Raw genomic sequence first — 18,857 nt, forward strand, 5'->3', positions numbered from 1 at the left:
TGCCTGCCTGTAGTTGGTGTCTGTTTTTCTATTAATGCGCCTCCAGCCAATTAGCGCCGGTGCCAATTTCAACCATTATAGGTACGGTTGTTTTTATGGCGGTCTTCATGTTGTGCAAAATGATTGGCTTAACAATTTCCACCTCATGATGCGGGACATCAAAAACCAACTCATCATGTACCTGCATGGTCATGCGGGCATCCAATTTTTGGGCGAGGAATTCTTTATGGATATTGATCATCGCTATTTTGATCATATCTGCGGCTGAACCTTGTATTGGCGCGTTTATAGCATTTCGCTCCGCAAAACCACGCACCGTTGCATTGGCCGAATTAATATCACGCAGATACCTGCGTCTGCCCATCAGCGTACAAACATAACCGTTCTCCCGGGCGAAATTCATCGTATCGCTCATATAGGTTTTTATGCCGGGGTATTGGGCAAAGTAATTATCGATGATCTCGGCAGCTTCCTTACGCGGTATGCCTAAATTTTGAGACAAGCCAAAAGCCGACTGCCCGTAGATAATACCAAAATTAACCGCCTTGGCATTACGGCGCTGCGTACTGGTTACCTCATCTAACCCGATACCATAAACATTGGCTGCCGTAGCAGTGTGAATATCCAGGTTTTGCACAAAGGCTTCCATCATATTCGCATCCTTGCTTATTTCGGCGATGATGCGCAGTTCTATTTGCGAATAATCCGCAGATACAATAACATGTCCGCTATCGCGAGGGATAAAGGCCTTACGCACCTCGCGACCACGTTCTGTACGGATGGGTATGTTCTGCAAGTTTGGATTAGTTGAGCTTAAACGCCCGGTGGCTGCTACCGCCTGGTTGTAGGAGGTATGCACACGCCCGGTTTTAGCATTTACCAGCTGCGGCAATGCATCTACATAAGTCGATTTTAATTTTTGCAGTTGGCGATAATCTAAAATATCTCGTACAATATCGCTTTTCGCGGCAAGCCCTACTAAAACATCCTCGCCGGTTTGGTACTGACCGGTTTTGGTTTTTTTAGCTTTAGGATCGAGCATTAGTTTCTCAAACAGCACCTCGCCTAATTGTTTGGGCGATGCGATGTTGAAACGCACTCCAGCTTTTTCAAATACGATTTTCTCCAACTTAGCTACATCAGTTTCCAGTTCTTTCGAAAACTCTTTTAACGTATCATGATCTATTTTTACACCTTCATATTCTATATCAGCCAAAACATAAATCAGCGGATGCTCAATTTCATTGATCAGTTTTTCTGCCTCAGCTTCTTTAATCTTTGGCTCGAAAATATTTCTTAACTGCAGCGTGATGTCTGCATCCTCTGCAGCATATTCTTTTATCTTTTCGATTTCCACATCGCGCATATTGCCTTGGTTTTTACCCTTGGCGCCAATGAGTGAAGTGATTGAAACCGGTTTATACCCTAAATAATTTTCCGACAGGATGTCCATCCCATGGCGGGTATCCGGGTCAAGCACATAGTGAGCCATCATGGTATCAAACAGGTTGCCTCTTACTTCAATGCCATACCATTTCAGCATCAGAATATCAAATTTTAGATTTTGGCCTGTTTTGCCGATAGAAGCATCTTCAAGCAATCCCTTAAATTCATCTACTATCTTCTTTGTTTCTTCCTGCTCGGCAGGCACGGGCACATACCAGGCTTCATTAGCTTTTATTGCGAATGACAAGCCCACCAACTCGCAAAAATTAGCATCGGTACCAGTAGTTTCTGTATCGAAGCATATATCTTTTTGCTGTTTCAGCAGCTTGATCAATTCAGCGCGCTTTTCAAAAGTATCAGCCAAATGATATTCATGCGGAACAGTATCTATATTTTTTGAAGGCGCAACCGAACTTTCAGGCTGACCGATGTCTGCAATGTCAACAGTCATCGTAGTACGTCCGGTAGCCACTTCATTGCCAAACAGGTCGGTTTGAATAGATACCGATTTCATTTCCGTAACGCTGAAATCATCTCCAAACACACGCCGGCCCAATGTCCTGAATTCCAGTTCAGCAAAAAGCGGCTCTAGCAGATCTTTGCTTGGGGCACACATTTCCAGTCCGGCCTCATCCAGTTCAACCGGAACATTAAGGTTGATGGTAGCCAGTCTTTTCGACATTAAACCCTGCTCGGCGAAGGCCTCCACATTCTCGCGCATCTTGCCTTTCAGCTCATGGCTATGCGCGATAATCTCCTCAACCGATCCATATTGTTTGATCAGCGTTTTGGCGGTTTTTTCCCCGATACCGGGGATACCGGGGATACCATCCACCGCATCGCCCCATAAACCTAAAATATCTATAACCTGGTCAACACGCTCAATTTCCCATTTGGCTAAAATCTCTTTCACACCCAGTATTTCCATCTCATTACCCATGCGGGCCGGTTTGTAGATGTGGATGTTAGGCGATACCAGCTGACCGAAATCCTTATCCGGCGTCATACAGTAAACCTGGTAGCCTTGCTGCTCTGCTTTTTTGGCAAGGGTGCCGATAATATCATCAGCCTCGTAACCATCAGACGTGATCAGCGGGATATTAAAACCAAGTACCAACTTAAAAATATAGGGTAATGCCTTAGATAAATCCTCCGGCATAGCCTCACGATGTGCCTTGTACTTTTCGTATTCAATATGGCGATCGGTAGGTGCTTCGGTATCAAATACCACGGCCATGTGGGTTGGCTTTTCTTTTTTCAGCACATCCAGCAGGGTATTCGTAAAACCCATAACTGCCGATGTATTTAACCCACCCGAAGTAAACCTCGGGCTCTTACTCAACGCAAAATGAGCCCGGTATATCAGGGCCATGCCATCCAAAAGAAATAGTTTTTTCATTGTTTATAAAAGTAGGCAAATTTACTAAAACCTATCGGCCAAATCATTTAAATGAGCACTCCGGAATGTGATCATTCACCATACCAACAGCTTGCATAAAAGCATAACAAATTACGGTGCCAAAAAATTTGAAGCCACGCTTTTTCATATCCTTACTAATCGCATCGGATATTTCGGTATTTACAGGTGTTGCACCCGATGTATTGTTAATCGGTTTGCCCTCTGGCATAAAGCTGTACAGGTATTTATCAAACGAACCAAACTCCTTTTGCACCTCCATAAAAAGCTTAGCGCTGCCGATAGCCGCGCCAATTTTTAAGCGATTGCGGATAATGCCCGCATCATTTAATAACCGGTGCACATCCTCGTCATTAAAATCCGCTATTTTTTTATAATCGAACTCTGCAAAGGCCTTCCGATAATTTTCGCGGCGGCGCAGTATGGTTATCCAGCTTAAACCAGCTTGTGCTGCTTCGAGAATCAAAAACTCAAATAAAATTTTATCATCGTGAACCGGTTTTCCCCATTCTTCATCGTGGTATTTGATGTAGAGTTCATCTGTTCCGGGCCAGCGGCAGCGTTTTATTTCACTCATTGTTATTTAGATTTAGTAGTTACTTTATATTTATAAACGCCAAATTTTAACTGTTTAAAATCAATGGCAACCACGTTATTCAAGAAAAAAGCATTACCTGTTAAACCTACGATCTTCTCCTGTTTATAAAAATCATCCCAATCGTTTCCCGGCATCATGTAAACATAATTATTGGGCAGGACTGTATTGCCCAGTTTTACAGGCTTATTAATTTGCTTTCCATAAACCATTTTAATTTGCCCCCAGGAGCTAATCCCCAAAGAATCAACCTGCGTATTCCCGGTAAATGTGTTATAATGCTGCTGATCAGTCATTATTGCAAAAATGCTTGAACCGGTATCAAACATCATCCAGTAGGGTGTTCCACCAATATTAAATGGAATTTTTAATGTGCCCATATCGAGCCGCGCATCTACAAAATCAAAATCATTTTTAGTCTTTTCATTTAACGAATCCAATATTAAAAAACGCTGATGGGGGTAATCAATGATCAGCACTTTATCTTTAAAAAATGGTGCGCCAAGTGTGCCTATTCTTATTGGTTTGCCTTTTTTTATAGAATCGACTGTTAGCGTATCGCCAAAGCCTTTAAAGTAGGCCATATCATCAAAAATATATTTTACACTCCCTAAACACGCATCGAGATTCCTGAATCCTCCATTCTTAGTGTTCTGTATAAAAAAGCGTTTAGTAGTGGTGTCCAGTTTTGCTTTTAACACACTGTTCTCGTTCAAAAAATAGTCGATACTATTGCCATACAACATCGAACTGGTTGCGCCAAGATCGAATTGCAGCGTAAAATCAGCATCAATACCATCTATTTTAAACGGAACAATCATGGCCGCTTTATCAAATGTCCTGTTGCCAAGTTTCATGCTTTCCCACGAGAAAGGTATCCAGCCTTTACCGGAAAAAATATTTTTGGATTGCGCTTTAGTAAATATTGGCATCAATAGCGCCAATAAAAAAGCAACCACTACAATGTGCTGTTTAGGTTTTAGTGTTTTCATGTATATTTAATATGGTTGTTAAGCCTCATTCAATTCATCCCAATACTCAACCGCCCTGCGATAGTGCGGGATGACTATCGATCCACCTACTAAATTAGCGATCATGAACACCTCGTTCATTTCATCGCTGTTTACACCTGCTTCATGGCATTTACCTAAATGATATTTGATGCAATCATCACAACGCAAAACCATCGAGGCTACCAGTCCCAGCATTTCCTTGGTTTTTACATCAAGCGAACCTTGGGCATAGGTGGTAGTATCTAAAGCGAAAAACCGTTTAATATTAGTATTGGCCGTTTCCATTATCCTGTCGTTCATTTTAGTACGATAGGATTCAAAATCATTTATAAGTTTTCCCATGGCGATATATTTTATGGATTTCTTTTCAGAGTTTTAAAAGTATAAATCTTTATGCTGATAAGTACTCTATTTGATAAATTTACCTATAATTTGATGCTATGATAACATTTAAACGTATCGATCATGTCCACATAGCCGTTGCACCTGAACGACTGGAGGAAGCTAAGATTTTTTATACTGAAGTAATAGGCCTTGAACTAATCGATCGCCCAAATCATCTTTTTAAAACGCCCGGCTATTGGTTTAATATTGGCGATGCCCAGTTACATATTGGCGTAGAAACCCCATTACCTGTTTCGACAAGACACACCGCCTTTGAGGTTGGGGATGTAGACGCGGCCTTAAGCTATCTTGAAAATAAAGTAAAGATTTTGGAAGAACCTATAATACCGGGCAGGCGTCGTTTTGCTTTTTTAGATCCGTTCGGAAATAGGATAGAGCTGCTGCAAAAGATTGATTTATAAAACCTATCCGGTACGAATAGCGTATCTTATATTATACCTCTTTCAACGCAATAATTATGAAATTCATTTCCCCAAGGATACATGGCATTATCGATTTTTTGGTTGTGCTATTTCTTTTGGCTTCGCCGATGTCTTTTGGGTTGAGCGGCTTTGTGGCCGTATTTACATACGCACTCGCCATAGTGCATTTAACACTTACTTTATTAACTGACTTTAGTGCAGGTTTGCTTAAGGTAATTTCTTTGCCATTACATGGCATAATAGAATTAGTAGTAGGTGTTGTATTAATTACATTGGGATTCACCCTTTTTAAAGATAGCGCAACAGGTAAGATATTTTATATCGCTTTTGGGTTTGCTGTTTTGATTACCTGGTTATTTTCTGATTATCATGGTAATAAATATATCCAGGATTAACCTATAAAGCCAACTCAATCACGGGGTCCCAAAATACATTTTTAAAATCCTGTACCTGGTCGTCAACAACTTTTACCCCTTCGCTTTCTAATAGTTCAGCCATCAAACTGCCACCGAAATGAAATTTTGCAGTAAGCAGACCCTGTCTGTTTACTACCCTATGTGCCGGAACCGGTGGCTGTTCTTTTCCGCAAGCCTGCATGGCATAACCAACCATCCGGGATGAACCTTTTGTGCCCAAATAACCCGCTATAGCACCATAGGAAGTTACGCGGCCCGGTGGTATCAGCCTTGCTACCTGGAAAACTTTATCAAAAAAGTTAATATCATCCATTATTTGTAAATGAAAATTTAAGGTAGTTAATATTCTTATTATCCTTTAAGTATTTTTTTTCATAATAGGTTTTGATGTTCAGCACATCATTAGCAAATGGCGAATGATACAGGTCTTCTGTTTTCGCGTGAAGGACCAGCTCCAGCTCGCCAATTTTTTCGGCAGTGTAGGCATGCAATACATCGTTATCCGTTTTAAGGTTAACATAGCCGCCATTTTTCAGGATATGTGTGTATTTATTGAGAAAGCGGGGAGATGTTAACCGCTTTTTTTCGCGACCAAGTTGTGGTTGCGGATCGGGAAAGGTGATCCATATTTCTTCTACTTCGCCGGGAGCGAAGTAATCCAGCAGGTTTTCTATCTGTATGCGTAAAAAACCAACATTATTCACGCCTTCTTCTAAAGCGGTTTTAGCGCCGCGCCATATGCGGTTACCTTTATAATCAATACCGATAAAGTTCTTATCCGGGAACATACGGGCCAGGCTTACACTATATTCGCCTTTACCGCAAGCCAACTCCAATACTACAGGATGATTGTTTTTGAAGAAATGACTTGCCCAGGTACCCTGATATGGTTTACCTGCATCTAACTGCAAAACATTGCTGAATGTATCTATTTCGGCGAAACGCCTGATCTTATCTTTTCCCACTTTTTAAAATTAAAGCGCAAAAATAACTTTTCCAGCTTTATTGGGGCGAAATTTATTTTATACCGTATTGGAAGCTGTTAAAAATGATAAAAAAATAGTTTATCTTTTTTCAAACAGCTTCTTACATGCTGTAAGGGTATCTTTTTTCGATTTTATCTTTTTTAGTAAAATTGGTAATTAAAGCCTTTGCCTTATCCCAAATCCCACCTACAGATTCTTCGTTAACATACCCAGATGCTTTTTGAGATACCAACCCAACCAGTGCTTTCACTAAAAAGCCGGAATGCTTAAACAGTGTTTTATTTAAGGTTATCGGTATCAGGAAACGGGATATAATACTTACAAAATCCTGATTAAAGATGTTCGATTTGTTTTCGCCGGTATGATTACTTTTCGGAAATGCCGAATACACAGTAGAAAAAATAGCCGACGGACTGCTAAAACGCTCCTGTATAGCTGCAAGCTGCACCCTTTCCTGCGCTCTTAGCCTTACTATCTCTTCTTTTAAATCCCAGCTGTTTTTTATAATCGGGTCCATCTTACTTATTTAAATATTTTGTTTATAAACCCATTAACAATAGGCTTCTCCAGCCTCTTTTTATTAACTTTTACAATAAGCGCTATCAGTAAATAAATAAGCGCAACACAACCAAAGCCTTCCCAGTCGGAGTTAAATACTGCAGCCAGAAAAAAAGCCAGCGTGAGACTAGCGAATATGAAAGCCAATACCATACACACCATTACGGCAGCATCAGCAATAATACTGGCTGCTATTGATGTTCCCCCTTCAATCGCCCTCAGTTTAGCAAGCTTAAACCGCAGTTCAGCATATTCCGTAAGCTGATCGATAATAGGGGGAGGTGTTTCTTTATTATTGGCTTCCATATAATTTATTTACGATCGCGGCACTTATGTTCGCGATACTTTGGTTTATGCGTGCTCTAAATCGTCCTGGTATTCTGCCTCAGCACCGTTAATTTTAGTTTTGATGTTTTCAACAACCTTATCTTTTATACCAACCAGGTTATTAATTTCATTAGCGGCAGTTTCTTTTATAGAGTCACCAAGGTTTTTTAATGATTCTGAAAGCATATCGCGTGTTTCGCTACCCTTTTCCGGAGCAAACAACATTCCTAACGCTGCACCTGCTGCCAGCCCTGCCAGCAATGCAATTACTACTTTTGAGTTATCGTTCATACTATTATAATTTTTAAGTTGACTAATTGTTTTATAAACGGCTAAAAATCTTGCCAAGTATTGTAATAAGACAAATTGTCTTTACAACTTTTCACCATTTATATCCAAAAATAAGCATTCTTGTTTTATGTTTCGGTATTGGTCCGTATTCGTTCCAACCTGTCTGCTGCCAATCTGTTGGTTTCATATATCTCAAGCAACAGCAAAAAATACGATAATAATACCGGGCCAAAAACCAGGCCTAGTATCCCAAATAGCGGCAAACCTATAAAAACCCCAATAACCGATATGATAGGGTGCGTATTGCCAATACGCTTATTTATAATAACCCTTAACACGTTATCAATATTGCCAATAAATAATAAACCGTAAGCTATTATTAGTACCCCTTTTATGGTATGGTCATTAGCTATAAATATGATACCTGCCGGTATACACAGGGTTGGCGCGCCAACTACCGGTAAAAACGACATGAAGGTGCCTATCACCGCCCAAAATATAGGGTCGGGGATTTGGAATGCATAAAAACCCAAACCCAACAATGATCCCTGGGTAATAGCTACAATTCCCTGGCCTAACACATTGGAGTAAGTTGAATTGCGCATTGCTTCTGCAAACTTTAGGGCATGCTGCTCGCGGAATGGTGCGTACTTTAACAACCCTGCTTCAAACTCGTTGCGCTGGGTAAGCATAAAATAAAGCAGGAAATACAAAACCAGCAGGGTTAAAATTATACTTGCTGCGCTGCCCAGTATCGAAGGGAACAGATCGGTAGCCAAAGTGCCTAGTTTTTGAAGCGTATTTTCTGCAAAATGCTGCTGATTTAACTTTTGGGCGGCAAATGCATCAATTTTAGTTAGCCACTCTTGTATAGGGAAGGTGTTATGATTGATAGATGCTATTTTATCTATCACCATAAAACTTAATGATAGGAAAGGGATAACAATTACAATAAGCGAACTAAAAATAATAAGTAATGCTACCAGTGATTTATTCCAGCCTTTTTTTTCAACCAAAAATAAATACAATGGCCTGAATATGGTGAACAATACAATTGCGCCGAGTATTGAACTGAATAATCCGCTCAGGGCATATAACAAAAAGCAACCCAGCAAAATTATGCTGACCAATATGATATTGTTCCGTTGCTTATAATTAAAAATTGACACGTGATGATATTTAGACAGACTTATTCCATAAACAAAAAAACACTAAAATGTTTTTAGCGTTTTTTCACAATATTTATATAGGTTATATTTGGTTTTTATCTTTTAATAAGGTATTAATTACAACACAACTGGCAGCAATTGTATCCAGATAAAAAACGCCATCGGCTGAATCTAATGGAATTTCGTAGCGCAGCTGTTCAATAGCTAGCTGTATGGCTGAAAGCTGGTTCCTGATATCGTGCTTCAAATTTTCAGATTCGTTACGATCCTCAGTATTTTCTTTCAGTGGCTCTTCCATTTTATTTAAGGTTAATGGCTTTCATTTTATTATACAAGGTCTTTCGGTCTATTTTTAGTATTTCCGCTGCTTTGGTTTTGTTAAAGTTCACCTCTTTCAACACTTGCAAAATAGTTTCATATTCTGCTTCCAGGGCCGCGTTTTTTAAATCATGCCTATTTTCCTTTACTTCACCGTTTTCCGTATTAACAGAGGTATGATTACCGCTATTGGCACTATAATCAAACGACATCATCCGGTTTGAGATCTCAAGCGGAAGGGCCTTCATCATTATCACATTCCCTTCGGTAAGTAAGGTAGCCCGCCTTACAATGTTTTTCAGCTCGCGGATGTTTCCCGGCCAGCGGTAGCTCATAAAGCACTCTATAACCTCCTGCGAAAATGAAGTTACATTTCTGCTTAACTCCTGATTCGCTATCAGCAAAAAATGCTCTGCCAATAGCATAATATCGTTTCCCCGGTCACGCAAAGGCGGCATATAAATGCTGAATTCATTAAAGCGATGATAGAGGTCTTCCCTGAAACGGCCCTTCTGTATACTTTCCTGAAGATTTTCGTTTGTTGCTACAATTATGCGTACATCAAGGTCTATTTCCCTGGTGCTGCCTATTCTTTTAACTTTCCGCTCCTGCACTGTTCTTAGTAAAGCGGCCTGTATATCGTATGATAGGTTACCTACTTCATCTAAAAACAAAGTGCCGCCGTTAGCCATTTCAAAATGGCCTATTTTAGTGTACAATGCTCCTGTAAACGAGCCCTTCTCATGCCCAAAAAATTCACTTGCCGCAAGCTCCTTGGTTAATGATCCGCAATCCATAGCCACAAAAGGGTTGTTGTGGCGCGGGCTGCTCATGTGTATGCTTTTAGCAACCGCTTCTTTCCCGGTACCACTATCACCTATAATAATTACACTATAGTTAGTTGGGGCAACAAGGTCTATCTGGCGTATAATTTCTTTTGATGCACGGCTATTGCCAAACACAAACTCGCCCGACTGTACCGCTTTTTTATGTTCTTTTGATTTGTTATTTACTAACGGCTCATTATCGTGTATTGCCTCCAACAAAGCATATTGAGTTTCAATAGCTTTGTTTACTGTATTCAGAATTTCGTCGGGATATAGTGGCTTGGTGATATAATCATAAGCGCCCATTTTAATGAGCTCCACAGCCATTTTTATATCAGAATAACCGGTAATAATGATAACACCGGTTTTAGGGTATTGAATTTTAATGTTTTTCAACATTTCGCGGCCATCGGTATCTTCCAGCCTGAAATCGCAAAGCACCAGGTTGAACTCACCATTTTTCAGGCATTCCATACCCGCGGTACCATTTGATGCTGTTTGAACGTCGAACCCGTTACGGGTTAAAAACTTTGATAATAACAGCGCAACATTAACTTCATCATCAATGATGAGTATTTTTTTCATATCACAAAACTGTTAACAGGTAAATGTATTAAGCTGTTAAATTACACAATTTTGTGAAATCCTGTAGTTTTTTGTAAAAAATGCGGTGTTTTTATTTCAGGTTGAAGGCATAAGCTATGCGGGCACCCCACATAATACCGTAATTTCCATCGCCGAAATAACTTTGCTGAAGTGAATATTTTATACCTGCCTCAATATAGCTTTTTTGTTTTCGCCTGAATAATATACCCATTTGCCCGTCATAAGTAAACGCGGTGCTGTTAATGGCATATACCGAGTTTTTATTTAGCAACAAGGCTTCGCCTGCCTCACCTTGTATATAGAATGTACGGATTATGAAAAGCTTAAGGCCAACTTTTACAGGCGCAACAGCCATGTTTGACGATTTTACATTTAGTATGTAATTAGGGTTTGAGCTGCTGTTATTTGCAAAAAGGTTAAGGTAACCGGCATTTGCTGTAACATACAGATGTTCAGTCAATGGCAGATCGTATTGTACCGATGCGCCTATACCAAACTTATATTCGTCTTTAAATCCACCTGATGTCACCGCTCCATCAATGCCAATGCTTAAACGCGCAGTATCAGGAACAGCGCTATATTGTGCTTTTGCACCCAAGGTAAAGCATATAAATGCCAATAAAACAAGTCCCTTTTTAAAAGTGATTTCCATTTTCTATGTTTAGATTAATGCTGTTAAAACGTACAATACAATTACAACGTATACCAGCCTTTAAATAATTATGCAGGCAATAATACAATTTTTATGCAAAGCTAATATCAGTTTTCACATAAACTGCTTTGTAATAATAAAATTGCGAATTATTTATTTGCTGAAATGTTAATTTATTTAGTAATTCCATATAAACAAAAAGCGGGTACTGATCAATCAGCACCCGCTTTTTTCTAATTAAGTAAGCTTCCTTAGAAACCGTAAGCTACACGCAGACCAAAGAAATTAACTTTGCTGTCATCAACATCGCTGTTTAATTTAGTGCTTGCTTCGTAACGTACACCGGCATCAATATAGTTTTTACCGCCTAACTGAAACTGGTAACCAATTTGTGGAGCATAAACAAAAGCTGCTGAGTTGTTTGCATCAATTTTAGTTTTGTCTAACACAAATGCAGCACCAGCTTCGCCTTGTACATAAAAGTTACTTACAACAAAATATTTTAAACCTGCTTTAACTGGCAATAATTCAATGTTTTGTGCTTTTGATGTTATTGTTCCAACAGTAACATTTTTCCCAAAAATATTATCATATCCGGCATTAACGGTAACAAATAATTTGTTGGCAACAGGAATATCTACCTGTAATGAACCACCAAGGTTCCAGTTATAAGAATCTGATAATTTTCCGGTTGGGATGCCCGCGTCAACACCAATGCTGTAACGGATACCTGATGCTGTAGTTGTACTTGTTGGGGTAGTTGATTGTGCTTTTGCACTGAATGTGAATGCAGCAAATGCTAATGCTAATGCTGAAATTTTAATTGAACTTTTCATGATTTCTATGTTATTAAATTGTTGTGTGTTTGTTAACACAGTACAAAGTAACGGTACAAATCATCTAAGTTTTTTCATCCAAATGTCAGGATTATTCAATCGATTGATTAACAATAAGATAAATTTTAGCTAAAACGATTTTAAAACAACTGTATGACACTTTAATGACTATTTGCCTTTAAAATTGGCTTTCCTTTTTTCCATAAATGCATTTACACCTTCCTTAAGATCTTCAGTTCCAAAGCAGTTACCAAACTCCTCTATTTCAATAGCGAAACCATCCACACCGGATTTTCCTGCTGCATTAACAGCCTTAATAGCTGAGGCCAAAGCAAGCGGTGCACGCTGTAGCATCTTATTTAATAACTCCTCTGCCTTCGTCAACAATTCCTCCTGGCTTACCACATAGTTAACCAAACCAAACTCCATCGCATCCGCGGCAGTAATCATATCAGCGGTCATTATCATTTCGAAAGCTTTCCCTTTGCCAACTAAGCTTGTCAGCCGTTGGGTACCACCATAGCCGGGTATTAAGCCCAGGGTAACTTCGGGCAAACCCATTTTAGCATTATCGGAAGCTATTCTTATGTGGCACGCCATCGCCAATTCCAACCCTCCGCCTAAAGCAAAACCATTTACCGCTGCAATTACTGGTTTCGGACCATTCTCTATCAAATCAAAAACCTTGGTTTGTCCCTCGCTGGCCAACGCCCGGCCCGCCACTGCATCAAAAGATGCAAACTCCGAAATATCTGCCCCGGCAACAAAAGCTTTTTGTCCCGCTCCGGTTATAATCAAGCCGCCAATCTGGTTATTACTAAATCCATCAGTTAAAGCGGTATGCAGTTCAGCCAGTGTCGCCTTATTCAAAGCATTCAACTTGCTTTCACGATTAATGGTGATGTATTGGATCCGTCCTTTACACTCAACTAAAATATTTTCAAAAGCCATAAAATCAAATTAAAAGTTCCGGTGTTGGTGCACCCACTTGGTTATGTAATCCACAATATCATGTGTGGTAGTCCCCGGTGGAAAAAGCTCGCCCACACCCAATTTTTGTAAAGCGGTCATATCCTCGGCCGGTATAATTCCGCCACCGGTAACCAGCACATCATCCATGCCTTTTTCTTTTATCAGGTTGATGATCTTAGGGAAAACGGTCATGTGTGCTCCTGATAATATTGATATACCAATGGCATCCACATCTTCCTGCAAAGCAGTATTCACTACCATTTCAGGGGTTTGGCGCAGGCCGGTATAAATCACTTCCATACCAGCATCGCGCAGCGATGTAGCAATAATACGTGCGCCGCGATCATGCCCATCAAGGCCAACCTTAGCAACTAATACACGAATGGGCCGGTTAAAGGTATTACTCATAGTAAAACCGAGATTTATTTTGTTCGATAAAAGTAAGAAGAAAATGTGAGGTTAATTGTTGGCGAGAATCGACAAATAATCATCAATCTTTTTAACAACACTATCAAGATGATTCACAACTTCATCATTGGTAAAGCGCAGTATATTGAACCCCCAACTTTGCATCACCAAATCCCGGTTAGCATCATATTCTTTTTTTAACAGGTGGATAGGCCCATCTACTTCAATAACCAATTTGGATTTTGCGCTATAAAAATCGGCTATGTAAAATGATCGTTTACCAAAGCCACTTATAGTAAATAATGGGAACTGACGTAAAAACTTCTCTCCGTTAATATTACGTCGCCTTAATTCATTCCACAACAACTTTTCGGCGGGTGTTTGATTGTTTCGTAGTTGGCGACAAAATTCGGTGACAAGGTTCATGAAGGAAAATTATAAAATAATCCATCTAATACCAAGAACCTTTATTTTACCCCCCTCCGTCTCCTTCGTCGACACCTCCCCCTAAATTTAGGGGGAGGCCGGGTGGGGGTAAACAACACAAATCATACTCCTGCACATTACCCCATTTTTTCTTATTTTTGCTCCCCTATGAGCGAAGAGAGATCATTAAATTTTTTAGAAGAAATAGTTGAAGAGGATATTGCTGCCGGCAAAAACGGCGGTAGGGTACTTACCCGTTTCCCGCCTGAGCCTAATGGCTACTTGCATATAGGCCACGCCAAATCCATTTGCTTAAACTTTGGGCTGGCCAAAAAGTACAATGGCGCAACCAACCTTCGTTTTGATGATACCAACCCAACTAAAGAAGAAACCGAATATGTCGATAGTATAAAAGCCGACGTAAAGTGGCTTGGTTTTGAGTGGGCAAATGAATTGTATGCTTCTGATTACTTTCATATCATATATAATTTCGCGGTAACCCTTATAAAATCAGGACTGGCTTATGTTGATGACAGCAGCCCTGAAGAGATCGCGTCGCAAAAAGGTACACCAACCGAAGCCGGTACACCCAATGAATACCGCAGCCGCAGTATTGAAGAAAACCTGCTTTTGTTTGAAGAAATGAAAGCCGGAAAACACCCGGATGGCGCAAAAGTGCTGCGTGCAAAAATTGATCTGGCATCGCCAAACATGCATTTGCGCGACCCGCTAATGTACCGTATAAAACATGCCCATCATCACCGTACGGGCGATGAATGGTGTATATACCCAATGTATGACTTTGCCCACGGCGAATCAGATGCTATTGAGGAGATCACGCATTCAATCTGCACATTGGAGTTTATTCCCCATAGGCCTTTGTATGATTGGTTTATTGAGCAACTGGACTTATTCCCGTCAAAGCAATACGAGTTTGCCCGCCTGAACATGACCTATACCGTAATGAGCAAGCGCAAGCTGCTGCAACTGGTAACCGAAGGCCATGTGGAAGATTGGGATGATCCACGCATGCCAACAATAAGCGGTTTGCGCCGCAGGGGCTATACCCCGGCATCTATCCGCGAGTTTTGCGAGCGTATTGGCGTTGCCAAGCGCGAGAATATGATAGACGTAAGTTTATTAGAGTTCTGTATCCGCGAGGATTTGAATAAATCAGCTTGGCGCCGTATGGCAGTACTTGATCCGATAAAACTGGTGTTAACCAATTATCCCGAAGGCCAAACCGAAACCATGCACGGCGAAAACAACCCCGAAGCAGAAGATGGCGATGGCAGCAGAGAATTCCCATTCAGCAATGAATTGTGGATAGAACGCGAGGATTTTATGGAAGAGCCACCTAAAAAATTCTTCCGTTTAGGTGTTGGGCTGATGGTGCGCCTTAAAAACGCTTACATCGTTAAATGCGAAAGCTTTGTTAAGGATGCCGACGGTAATGTAACTGAAGTGCATTGCGTTTATCTCCCCGAATCAAAATCAGGTAATGACACCAGTGGCATCAATGTAAAGGGCACCATTCATTGGGTGAGCGTTCCGCATGCTAAAACAGCCGAGATTCGTTTGTATGACCGTTTATTCCAGGTAGAAGACCCATCGAATGAAGACGGCGATTTTAAAGACTACCTAAATCCGAATAGCTTACACATCATAAAAACAGCTTACATTGAACCCGAACTTGCTAAAGCCGAAGTTGGCGTAGGCTATCAGTTTATGCGTAAAGGCTATTTCACTTTAGATAAGCACTCCACTGCCGATAAATTGGTGTTTAACCGCACCGTTACCTTAAAGGATGGTTGGGTTAAGAAATAAACACACTCGTACATAAATAATTTTATAAAAAAGACTTTAGCCCAATATATACGGTTAAGGTCTTTTTTGTAATATTGAAAATATTAAGCCTTATGAAAGTTAGCGGATTCACCTTTATCAGAAATGCTGTTTTAAACGATTACCAAATTATTGAAGCCATAACCTCTATTTTGCCAATATGTGATGAATTTATTGTCGCGGTAGGCAAATCGGATGATGATACGCGGCTATTGATCGAAAACATTAATTCACCCAAAATAAAAATTATTGATACTGTTTGGGATACCTCGATAACAGAAAGCGGGCGAGTATTTGCCATCGAAACCAATAAAGCCCTGGCAGCCATTTCACCCGATACCGACTGGGCCTTTTATATACAGGGCGATGAGGTTGTACACGAAAAGTATTTGCCCCTTATCCGTCAAGAAATGGTAGACAACTTGAATGATGCCCAAATTGAAGGTCTTTTGTTTAAATACGTCCACTTTTATGCCTCGTATGATTATTATGGCGATACCCGCAGATGGTACCGTCGCGAAATCCGTATCATAAAAAACATCCCCGGCATGTCATCATTCCGCGATGCGCAAGGCTTTAAACTTAACGGCGAAAAAATAAAAGTTAAACTGATTGATGCTTATATCTACCATTATGGCTGGGCCAGGCCGCCGCAAGGGTTAACCAATAAGGCCAGGAATTTCAACAAATTCTATCATGATGAGCAATGGAACCAGCAACACATGACGGAGACCTTTGAATTTGCTTATGACAATGCCGACCGTATCAAAAAATTTCAGGGAACCCACCCGCAAGTAATGCATGAGCGTATTGCTGCCACAAACTGGAAAATTGATTTTAAAGAAAAACCTTTACAACAAGACTATACCCTTAGGCGCCGGTTCTTACAATTTGTTTTTGATTTAACTGGCTGGAGTATAGGCGAATATCAGAATTATAAAATTGTTAAAAGGTACTAAACTACGAAGCCCCCTTCCGCTGGCTTCAATTTGTAACTGAAGCCTAACAAATCAAGAACGTTTGTAGCTTTCTTTTATAGCGTAGGTTTTGTAGGTATGCCATTGCTTGGATGGCTTGTGTTTGTTGTCAGTCACAGACTGACTTTATCTATAGACTTCAGTTACAAATTGAAGCCAGTGGGGGCTTTAACTACCGGCTTTTATTATTGTGATGCCTTTGGGGGCTCTTACAATTATGCTCGTTTTTCCATTTGGCTGTTTTTTAACTTTAATGCTAACAATACCCAAAGGGGTAGGGTAATTGCCTTCGGCATAAGTAAGGTCTCCTAAATGTGGCTCAATTTTCAACACCTTGCATCCCGGGGCTATAATATTAACCCCCAGCACATATTGTGTTAACCAAGGCGTAGGCCCCGATGCCCAACCATGGCATAAACTATGCCTAAAGCCTTTATAACAAAAAGCGCCGTAATCTCCGTGGATATCCTTTTTACCGGCAGGCACCAACTCATCTATCCTCGATGCATTGGGTAGCCAATCAATATTAAAATCCTCCCAAAATGTAGTTGCCCCTAACGAAAGCATTGGCCCCCAGTAATTGCGGATAGCGTCAATGGCGCGCTGGTAATCACCTGCCCTTGCTTTGGCTTTAAGCATATAATAACCAAAAAAGGTGGAGTAATTATGCACACCATCTAATGATAAAATACTATCAGCCTTATTAGCAGGCATCAACCCTGATAATGAAAGCAGGGCGGCCGCCTGTTTAGAGTTATTGGCATCAGGTACATTTTTTTTTAGCCGTTCAACCGCTGCTTTACATTTAAGGGCCATCGTGTGATCGTTCAAATCATCACATAACTCTGCTCCGGCCCGTAAAGTTAATACCAACATAGCTTGTAAACCCGCGTGTATGGCTTTGGGGTTTGTACTTGAGGGCCAGTCCAAAAATCTTGTCCCATCATTCAGGTTCTCGCTGTTATTATTGTCTATTTTGGAAATCAGCTGGTTCAATAACGGTATAAGATATGCTTTTTGCTCGTCAAGGTATTTCTTATCCCCTGTATGCATATACCAGTCATGCTGAATCAATATCCACCACATGGAATAGGATACCATACCATTCATATATTGCGGCAACGGTGTTATACTTTTTGCCAGATCCAGGCTCTTTGGCACTACATCATTATACCCAAATACAGCCGCTATAGTTGATGTTTCCGGGTGCATATCGCCAACCCAAACCAGGCGGTCGCGCTTTATACCATCCCACAAATAATCCTGCATATTTAGCTGTACGGTATAAGCGCCGGTGAGCCAAATTTTATTCAATAGCGTGTCGCTGCATTTAAATGACCCTAAATAAGGAATATCTCTAAACACAAATATCGCCCTCGCCTCTTTCAATTTAAGTTCAGCGGTACTATCAACCAAATCAATTCGCACAAACCTGAAACCCGTGTTACCAACCTCCAGCTTACCAAGCCACGGTAATGAAATAACAAAATCGCGCATAGCATGGTCATTGGTGGCATCATGTATGGTATCAATATTACTCATGGCCTCACTTGCCGATTCGCCAAAGCGGATACGTACGCGGACTGGCTTTCCTCCTGCCGATTGATCTGTGATCAATTGTAACCCACCCTGCAATTCTCGTCCAAAATCAAGCAATATTCCGGCTTTGCCCTTTGCATCATTATGCATAACGCACAAGTCTTTTCCTGAAAGATCAGCCTGTCCGTCACCTGGCTTTAACAGTTTTTCGGCATTAATGATATGGGTTGATGCATCGGGTGTTTCCCACAGTATTTTCACCGGCGAAAGATAGCGGCGAACAGTTTCTTCCGTTTGAACATCCTTTAAATGAGTCCCTGCAAAAACGGGCGGTAATTGCGCATAGCTATTTTTTAGCAGAAATAAAAAAACAAGCAGTAGGCTGGTTGATGGTTTATCCATATCA

Annotated in this window: 22 protein-coding genes; 4 read left to right on the forward strand and 18 right to left on the reverse strand. The window is 40.6% G+C overall.

Going from position 1 to position 18,857, the window contains the following annotated elements:
- Positions 1-31: 31 nt before the first annotated feature.
- The 4 genes from polA to GSQ74_RS04490 are packed head-to-tail and all read right to left on the reverse strand — an operon-like array spanning position 32 to position 4,813.
- The gene (gene polA / locus GSQ74_RS04475; RefSeq protein ID WP_158990497.1) at positions 32-2,845 is read right to left on the reverse strand and encodes a DNA polymerase I; all 2,814 of its coding nucleotides are present in this window, start codon (positions 2,843-2,845) and stop codon (positions 32-34) included.
- Between the two features lie 43 nt (positions 2,846-2,888).
- Positions 2,889-3,440, reverse strand: coding sequence for a DNA-3-methyladenine glycosylase I (locus GSQ74_RS04480; RefSeq protein ID WP_158990499.1), 552 nt, complete (start codon positions 3,438-3,440; stop codon positions 2,889-2,891).
- A gap of 2 nt (positions 3,441-3,442) precedes the next feature.
- Entirely contained in the window at positions 3,443-4,450 is a 1,008-nt protein-coding gene (locus tag GSQ74_RS04485; RefSeq protein WP_158990501.1) for a hypothetical protein, read from the reverse strand.
- Between the two features lie 18 nt (positions 4,451-4,468).
- Positions 4,469-4,813 carry a carboxymuconolactone decarboxylase family protein gene (locus GSQ74_RS04490; RefSeq protein ID WP_158990503.1) on the reverse strand — a complete coding sequence of 115 codons (345 nt, stop codon included), beginning with the start codon at positions 4,811-4,813 and terminating at the stop codon, positions 4,469-4,471.
- 98 nt (positions 4,814-4,911) lie between these two features.
- On the opposite strand from GSQ74_RS04490, the gene GSQ74_RS04495 reads away from it, so the two are divergent.
- Together GSQ74_RS04495 and GSQ74_RS04500 are read left to right on the forward strand one after the other, a co-directional pair.
- The gene (locus tag GSQ74_RS04495) at positions 4,912-5,277 is read left to right on the forward strand and encodes a VOC family protein (protein ID WP_158990505.1); all 366 of its coding nucleotides are present in this window, start codon (positions 4,912-4,914) and stop codon (positions 5,275-5,277) included.
- Between the two features lie 56 nt (positions 5,278-5,333).
- Positions 5,334-5,693, forward strand: coding sequence for a hypothetical protein (locus GSQ74_RS04500; protein WP_158990507.1), 360 nt, complete (start codon positions 5,334-5,336; stop codon positions 5,691-5,693).
- A gap of 1 nt (position 5,694) precedes the next feature.
- On the opposite strand, the gene GSQ74_RS04505 is transcribed toward GSQ74_RS04500, so the two are convergent.
- From GSQ74_RS04505 to GSQ74_RS04565, 13 genes are all read right to left on the reverse strand, one after another.
- Entirely contained in the window at positions 5,695-6,027 is a 333-nt protein-coding gene (locus GSQ74_RS04505) for an MGMT family protein (protein WP_174236910.1), read from the reverse strand.
- Positions 6,020-6,679 carry a tRNA (guanosine(46)-N7)-methyltransferase TrmB gene (gene trmB, locus GSQ74_RS04510; RefSeq protein ID WP_158990509.1) on the reverse strand — a complete coding sequence of 220 codons (660 nt, stop codon included), beginning with the start codon at positions 6,677-6,679 and terminating at the stop codon, positions 6,020-6,022. Before trmB ends, GSQ74_RS04505 begins: the two co-directional genes overlap by 8 nt.
- 121 nt (positions 6,680-6,800) lie before the next feature.
- Positions 6,801-7,217: a hypothetical protein gene (locus GSQ74_RS04515; protein WP_158990511.1), complete on the reverse strand. Its 417-nt coding sequence runs from the start codon at positions 7,215-7,217 to the stop codon at positions 6,801-6,803.
- Between the two features lie 5 nt (positions 7,218-7,222).
- The gene (locus tag GSQ74_RS04520; protein WP_158990513.1) at positions 7,223-7,564 is read right to left on the reverse strand and encodes a phage holin family protein; all 342 of its coding nucleotides are present in this window, start codon (positions 7,562-7,564) and stop codon (positions 7,223-7,225) included.
- A gap of 45 nt (positions 7,565-7,609) precedes the next feature.
- On the reverse strand, positions 7,610-7,876 hold the full coding sequence (locus GSQ74_RS04525) for a YtxH domain-containing protein (RefSeq protein ID WP_158990515.1): 267 nt from the start codon (positions 7,874-7,876) through the stop codon (positions 7,610-7,612).
- A gap of 125 nt (positions 7,877-8,001) precedes the next feature.
- On the reverse strand, positions 8,002-9,006 hold the full coding sequence (locus GSQ74_RS04530) for an AI-2E family transporter (RefSeq protein WP_254060810.1): 1,005 nt from the start codon (positions 9,004-9,006) through the stop codon (positions 8,002-8,004).
- A 121-nt stretch (positions 9,007-9,127) separates the two neighbouring features.
- Entirely contained in the window at positions 9,128-9,343 is a 216-nt protein-coding gene (locus GSQ74_RS04535; RefSeq protein WP_158990519.1) for a hypothetical protein, read from the reverse strand.
- 1 nt (position 9,344) lies between these two features.
- Complete coding sequence (locus GSQ74_RS04540; protein WP_158990521.1) at positions 9,345-10,775, reverse strand: sigma-54 dependent transcriptional regulator; 1,431 nt, start codon at positions 10,773-10,775, stop codon at positions 9,345-9,347.
- A gap of 91 nt (positions 10,776-10,866) precedes the next feature.
- Positions 10,867-11,448: a hypothetical protein gene (locus GSQ74_RS04545; RefSeq protein ID WP_158990523.1), complete on the reverse strand. Its 582-nt coding sequence runs from the start codon at positions 11,446-11,448 to the stop codon at positions 10,867-10,869.
- A 251-nt stretch (positions 11,449-11,699) separates the two neighbouring features.
- Positions 11,700-12,284, reverse strand: coding sequence for an outer membrane beta-barrel protein (locus GSQ74_RS04550; protein ID WP_158990525.1), 585 nt, complete (start codon positions 12,282-12,284; stop codon positions 11,700-11,702).
- A gap of 168 nt (positions 12,285-12,452) precedes the next feature.
- Entirely contained in the window at positions 12,453-13,235 is a 783-nt protein-coding gene (locus tag GSQ74_RS04555; protein ID WP_158990527.1) for an enoyl-CoA hydratase/isomerase family protein, read from the reverse strand.
- A gap of 9 nt (positions 13,236-13,244) precedes the next feature.
- Positions 13,245-13,664 carry a cobalamin B12-binding domain-containing protein gene (locus GSQ74_RS04560; protein WP_158990529.1) on the reverse strand — a complete coding sequence of 140 codons (420 nt, stop codon included), beginning with the start codon at positions 13,662-13,664 and terminating at the stop codon, positions 13,245-13,247.
- A gap of 51 nt (positions 13,665-13,715) precedes the next feature.
- The gene (locus GSQ74_RS04565) at positions 13,716-14,090 is read right to left on the reverse strand and encodes an endonuclease domain-containing protein (RefSeq protein WP_158990531.1); all 375 of its coding nucleotides are present in this window, start codon (positions 14,088-14,090) and stop codon (positions 13,716-13,718) included.
- A 168-nt stretch (positions 14,091-14,258) separates the two neighbouring features.
- On the opposite strand from GSQ74_RS04565, the gene GSQ74_RS04570 reads away from it, so the two are divergent.
- Together GSQ74_RS04570 and GSQ74_RS04575 are read left to right on the forward strand one after the other, a co-directional pair.
- Positions 14,259-15,917, forward strand: coding sequence for a glutamine--tRNA ligase/YqeY domain fusion protein (locus GSQ74_RS04570; RefSeq protein WP_158990533.1), 1,659 nt, complete (start codon positions 14,259-14,261; stop codon positions 15,915-15,917).
- A 92-nt stretch (positions 15,918-16,009) separates the two neighbouring features.
- Positions 16,010-16,894 (forward strand): glycosyltransferase family 2 protein, encoded by an 885-nt coding sequence (locus tag GSQ74_RS04575; RefSeq protein ID WP_158990535.1) that lies wholly within the window; start codon positions 16,010-16,012, stop codon positions 16,892-16,894.
- 186 nt (positions 16,895-17,080) lie between these two features.
- Here GSQ74_RS04575 and GSQ74_RS04580 read toward each other — a convergent pair whose 3' ends face one another.
- Complete coding sequence (locus tag GSQ74_RS04580; RefSeq protein WP_158990537.1) at positions 17,081-18,853, reverse strand: alpha-L-rhamnosidase; 1,773 nt, start codon at positions 18,851-18,853, stop codon at positions 17,081-17,083.
- Positions 18,854-18,857 lie beyond the last annotated feature (4 nt).

The sequence above is a fragment of the Mucilaginibacter sp. L196 genome (assembly GCF_009765905.1).
Classification (GTDB): domain Bacteria; phylum Bacteroidota; class Bacteroidia; order Sphingobacteriales; family Sphingobacteriaceae; genus Mucilaginibacter.

Bases quoted from the DNA above. Each gene is read 5' to 3' on its own strand.
- polA (WP_158990497.1), bottom strand. From the start codon at position 2,845: ATGAAAAAACTATTTCTTTTGGATGGCATGGCCCTGATATACCGGGCT.
- GSQ74_RS04480 (WP_158990499.1), bottom strand. From the start codon at position 3,440: ATGAGTGAAATAAAACGCTGCCGCTGGCCCGGAACAGATGAACTCTAC.
- GSQ74_RS04485 (WP_158990501.1), bottom strand. From the start codon at position 4,450: ATGAAAACACTAAAACCTAAACAGCACATTGTAGTGGTTGCTTTTTTA.
- GSQ74_RS04490 (WP_158990503.1), bottom strand. From the start codon at position 4,813: ATGGGAAAACTTATAAATGATTTTGAATCCTATCGTACTAAAATGAAC.
- GSQ74_RS04495 (WP_158990505.1), top strand. From the start codon at position 4,912: ATGATAACATTTAAACGTATCGATCATGTCCACATAGCCGTTGCACCT.
- GSQ74_RS04500 (WP_158990507.1), top strand. From the start codon at position 5,334: ATGAAATTCATTTCCCCAAGGATACATGGCATTATCGATTTTTTGGTT.
- GSQ74_RS04505 (WP_174236910.1), bottom strand. From the start codon at position 6,027: ATGGATGATATTAACTTTTTTGATAAAGTTTTCCAGGTAGCAAGGCTG.
- GSQ74_RS04515 (WP_158990511.1), bottom strand. From the start codon at position 7,217: ATGGACCCGATTATAAAAAACAGCTGGGATTTAAAAGAAGAGATAGTA.
- GSQ74_RS04520 (WP_158990513.1), bottom strand. From the start codon at position 7,564: ATGGAAGCCAATAATAAAGAAACACCTCCCCCTATTATCGATCAGCTT.
- GSQ74_RS04525 (WP_158990515.1), bottom strand. From the start codon at position 7,876: ATGAACGATAACTCAAAAGTAGTAATTGCATTGCTGGCAGGGCTGGCA.
- GSQ74_RS04535 (WP_158990519.1), bottom strand. From the start codon at position 9,343: ATGGAAGAGCCACTGAAAGAAAATACTGAGGATCGTAACGAATCTGAA.
- GSQ74_RS04540 (WP_158990521.1), bottom strand. From the start codon at position 10,775: ATGAAAAAAATACTCATCATTGATGATGAAGTTAATGTTGCGCTGTTA.
- GSQ74_RS04545 (WP_158990523.1), bottom strand. From the start codon at position 11,448: ATGGAAATCACTTTTAAAAAGGGACTTGTTTTATTGGCATTTATATGC.
- GSQ74_RS04550 (WP_158990525.1), bottom strand. From the start codon at position 12,284: ATGAAAAGTTCAATTAAAATTTCAGCATTAGCATTAGCATTTGCTGCA.
- GSQ74_RS04555 (WP_158990527.1), bottom strand. From the start codon at position 13,235: ATGGCTTTTGAAAATATTTTAGTTGAGTGTAAAGGACGGATCCAATAC.
- GSQ74_RS04560 (WP_158990529.1), bottom strand. From the start codon at position 13,664: ATGAGTAATACCTTTAACCGGCCCATTCGTGTATTAGTTGCTAAGGTT.
- GSQ74_RS04565 (WP_158990531.1), bottom strand. From the start codon at position 14,090: ATGAACCTTGTCACCGAATTTTGTCGCCAACTACGAAACAATCAAACA.
- GSQ74_RS04570 (WP_158990533.1), top strand. From the start codon at position 14,259: ATGAGCGAAGAGAGATCATTAAATTTTTTAGAAGAAATAGTTGAAGAG.
- GSQ74_RS04575 (WP_158990535.1), top strand. From the start codon at position 16,010: ATGAAAGTTAGCGGATTCACCTTTATCAGAAATGCTGTTTTAAACGAT.
- GSQ74_RS04580 (WP_158990537.1), bottom strand. From the start codon at position 18,853: ATGGATAAACCATCAACCAGCCTACTGCTTGTTTTTTTATTTCTGCTA.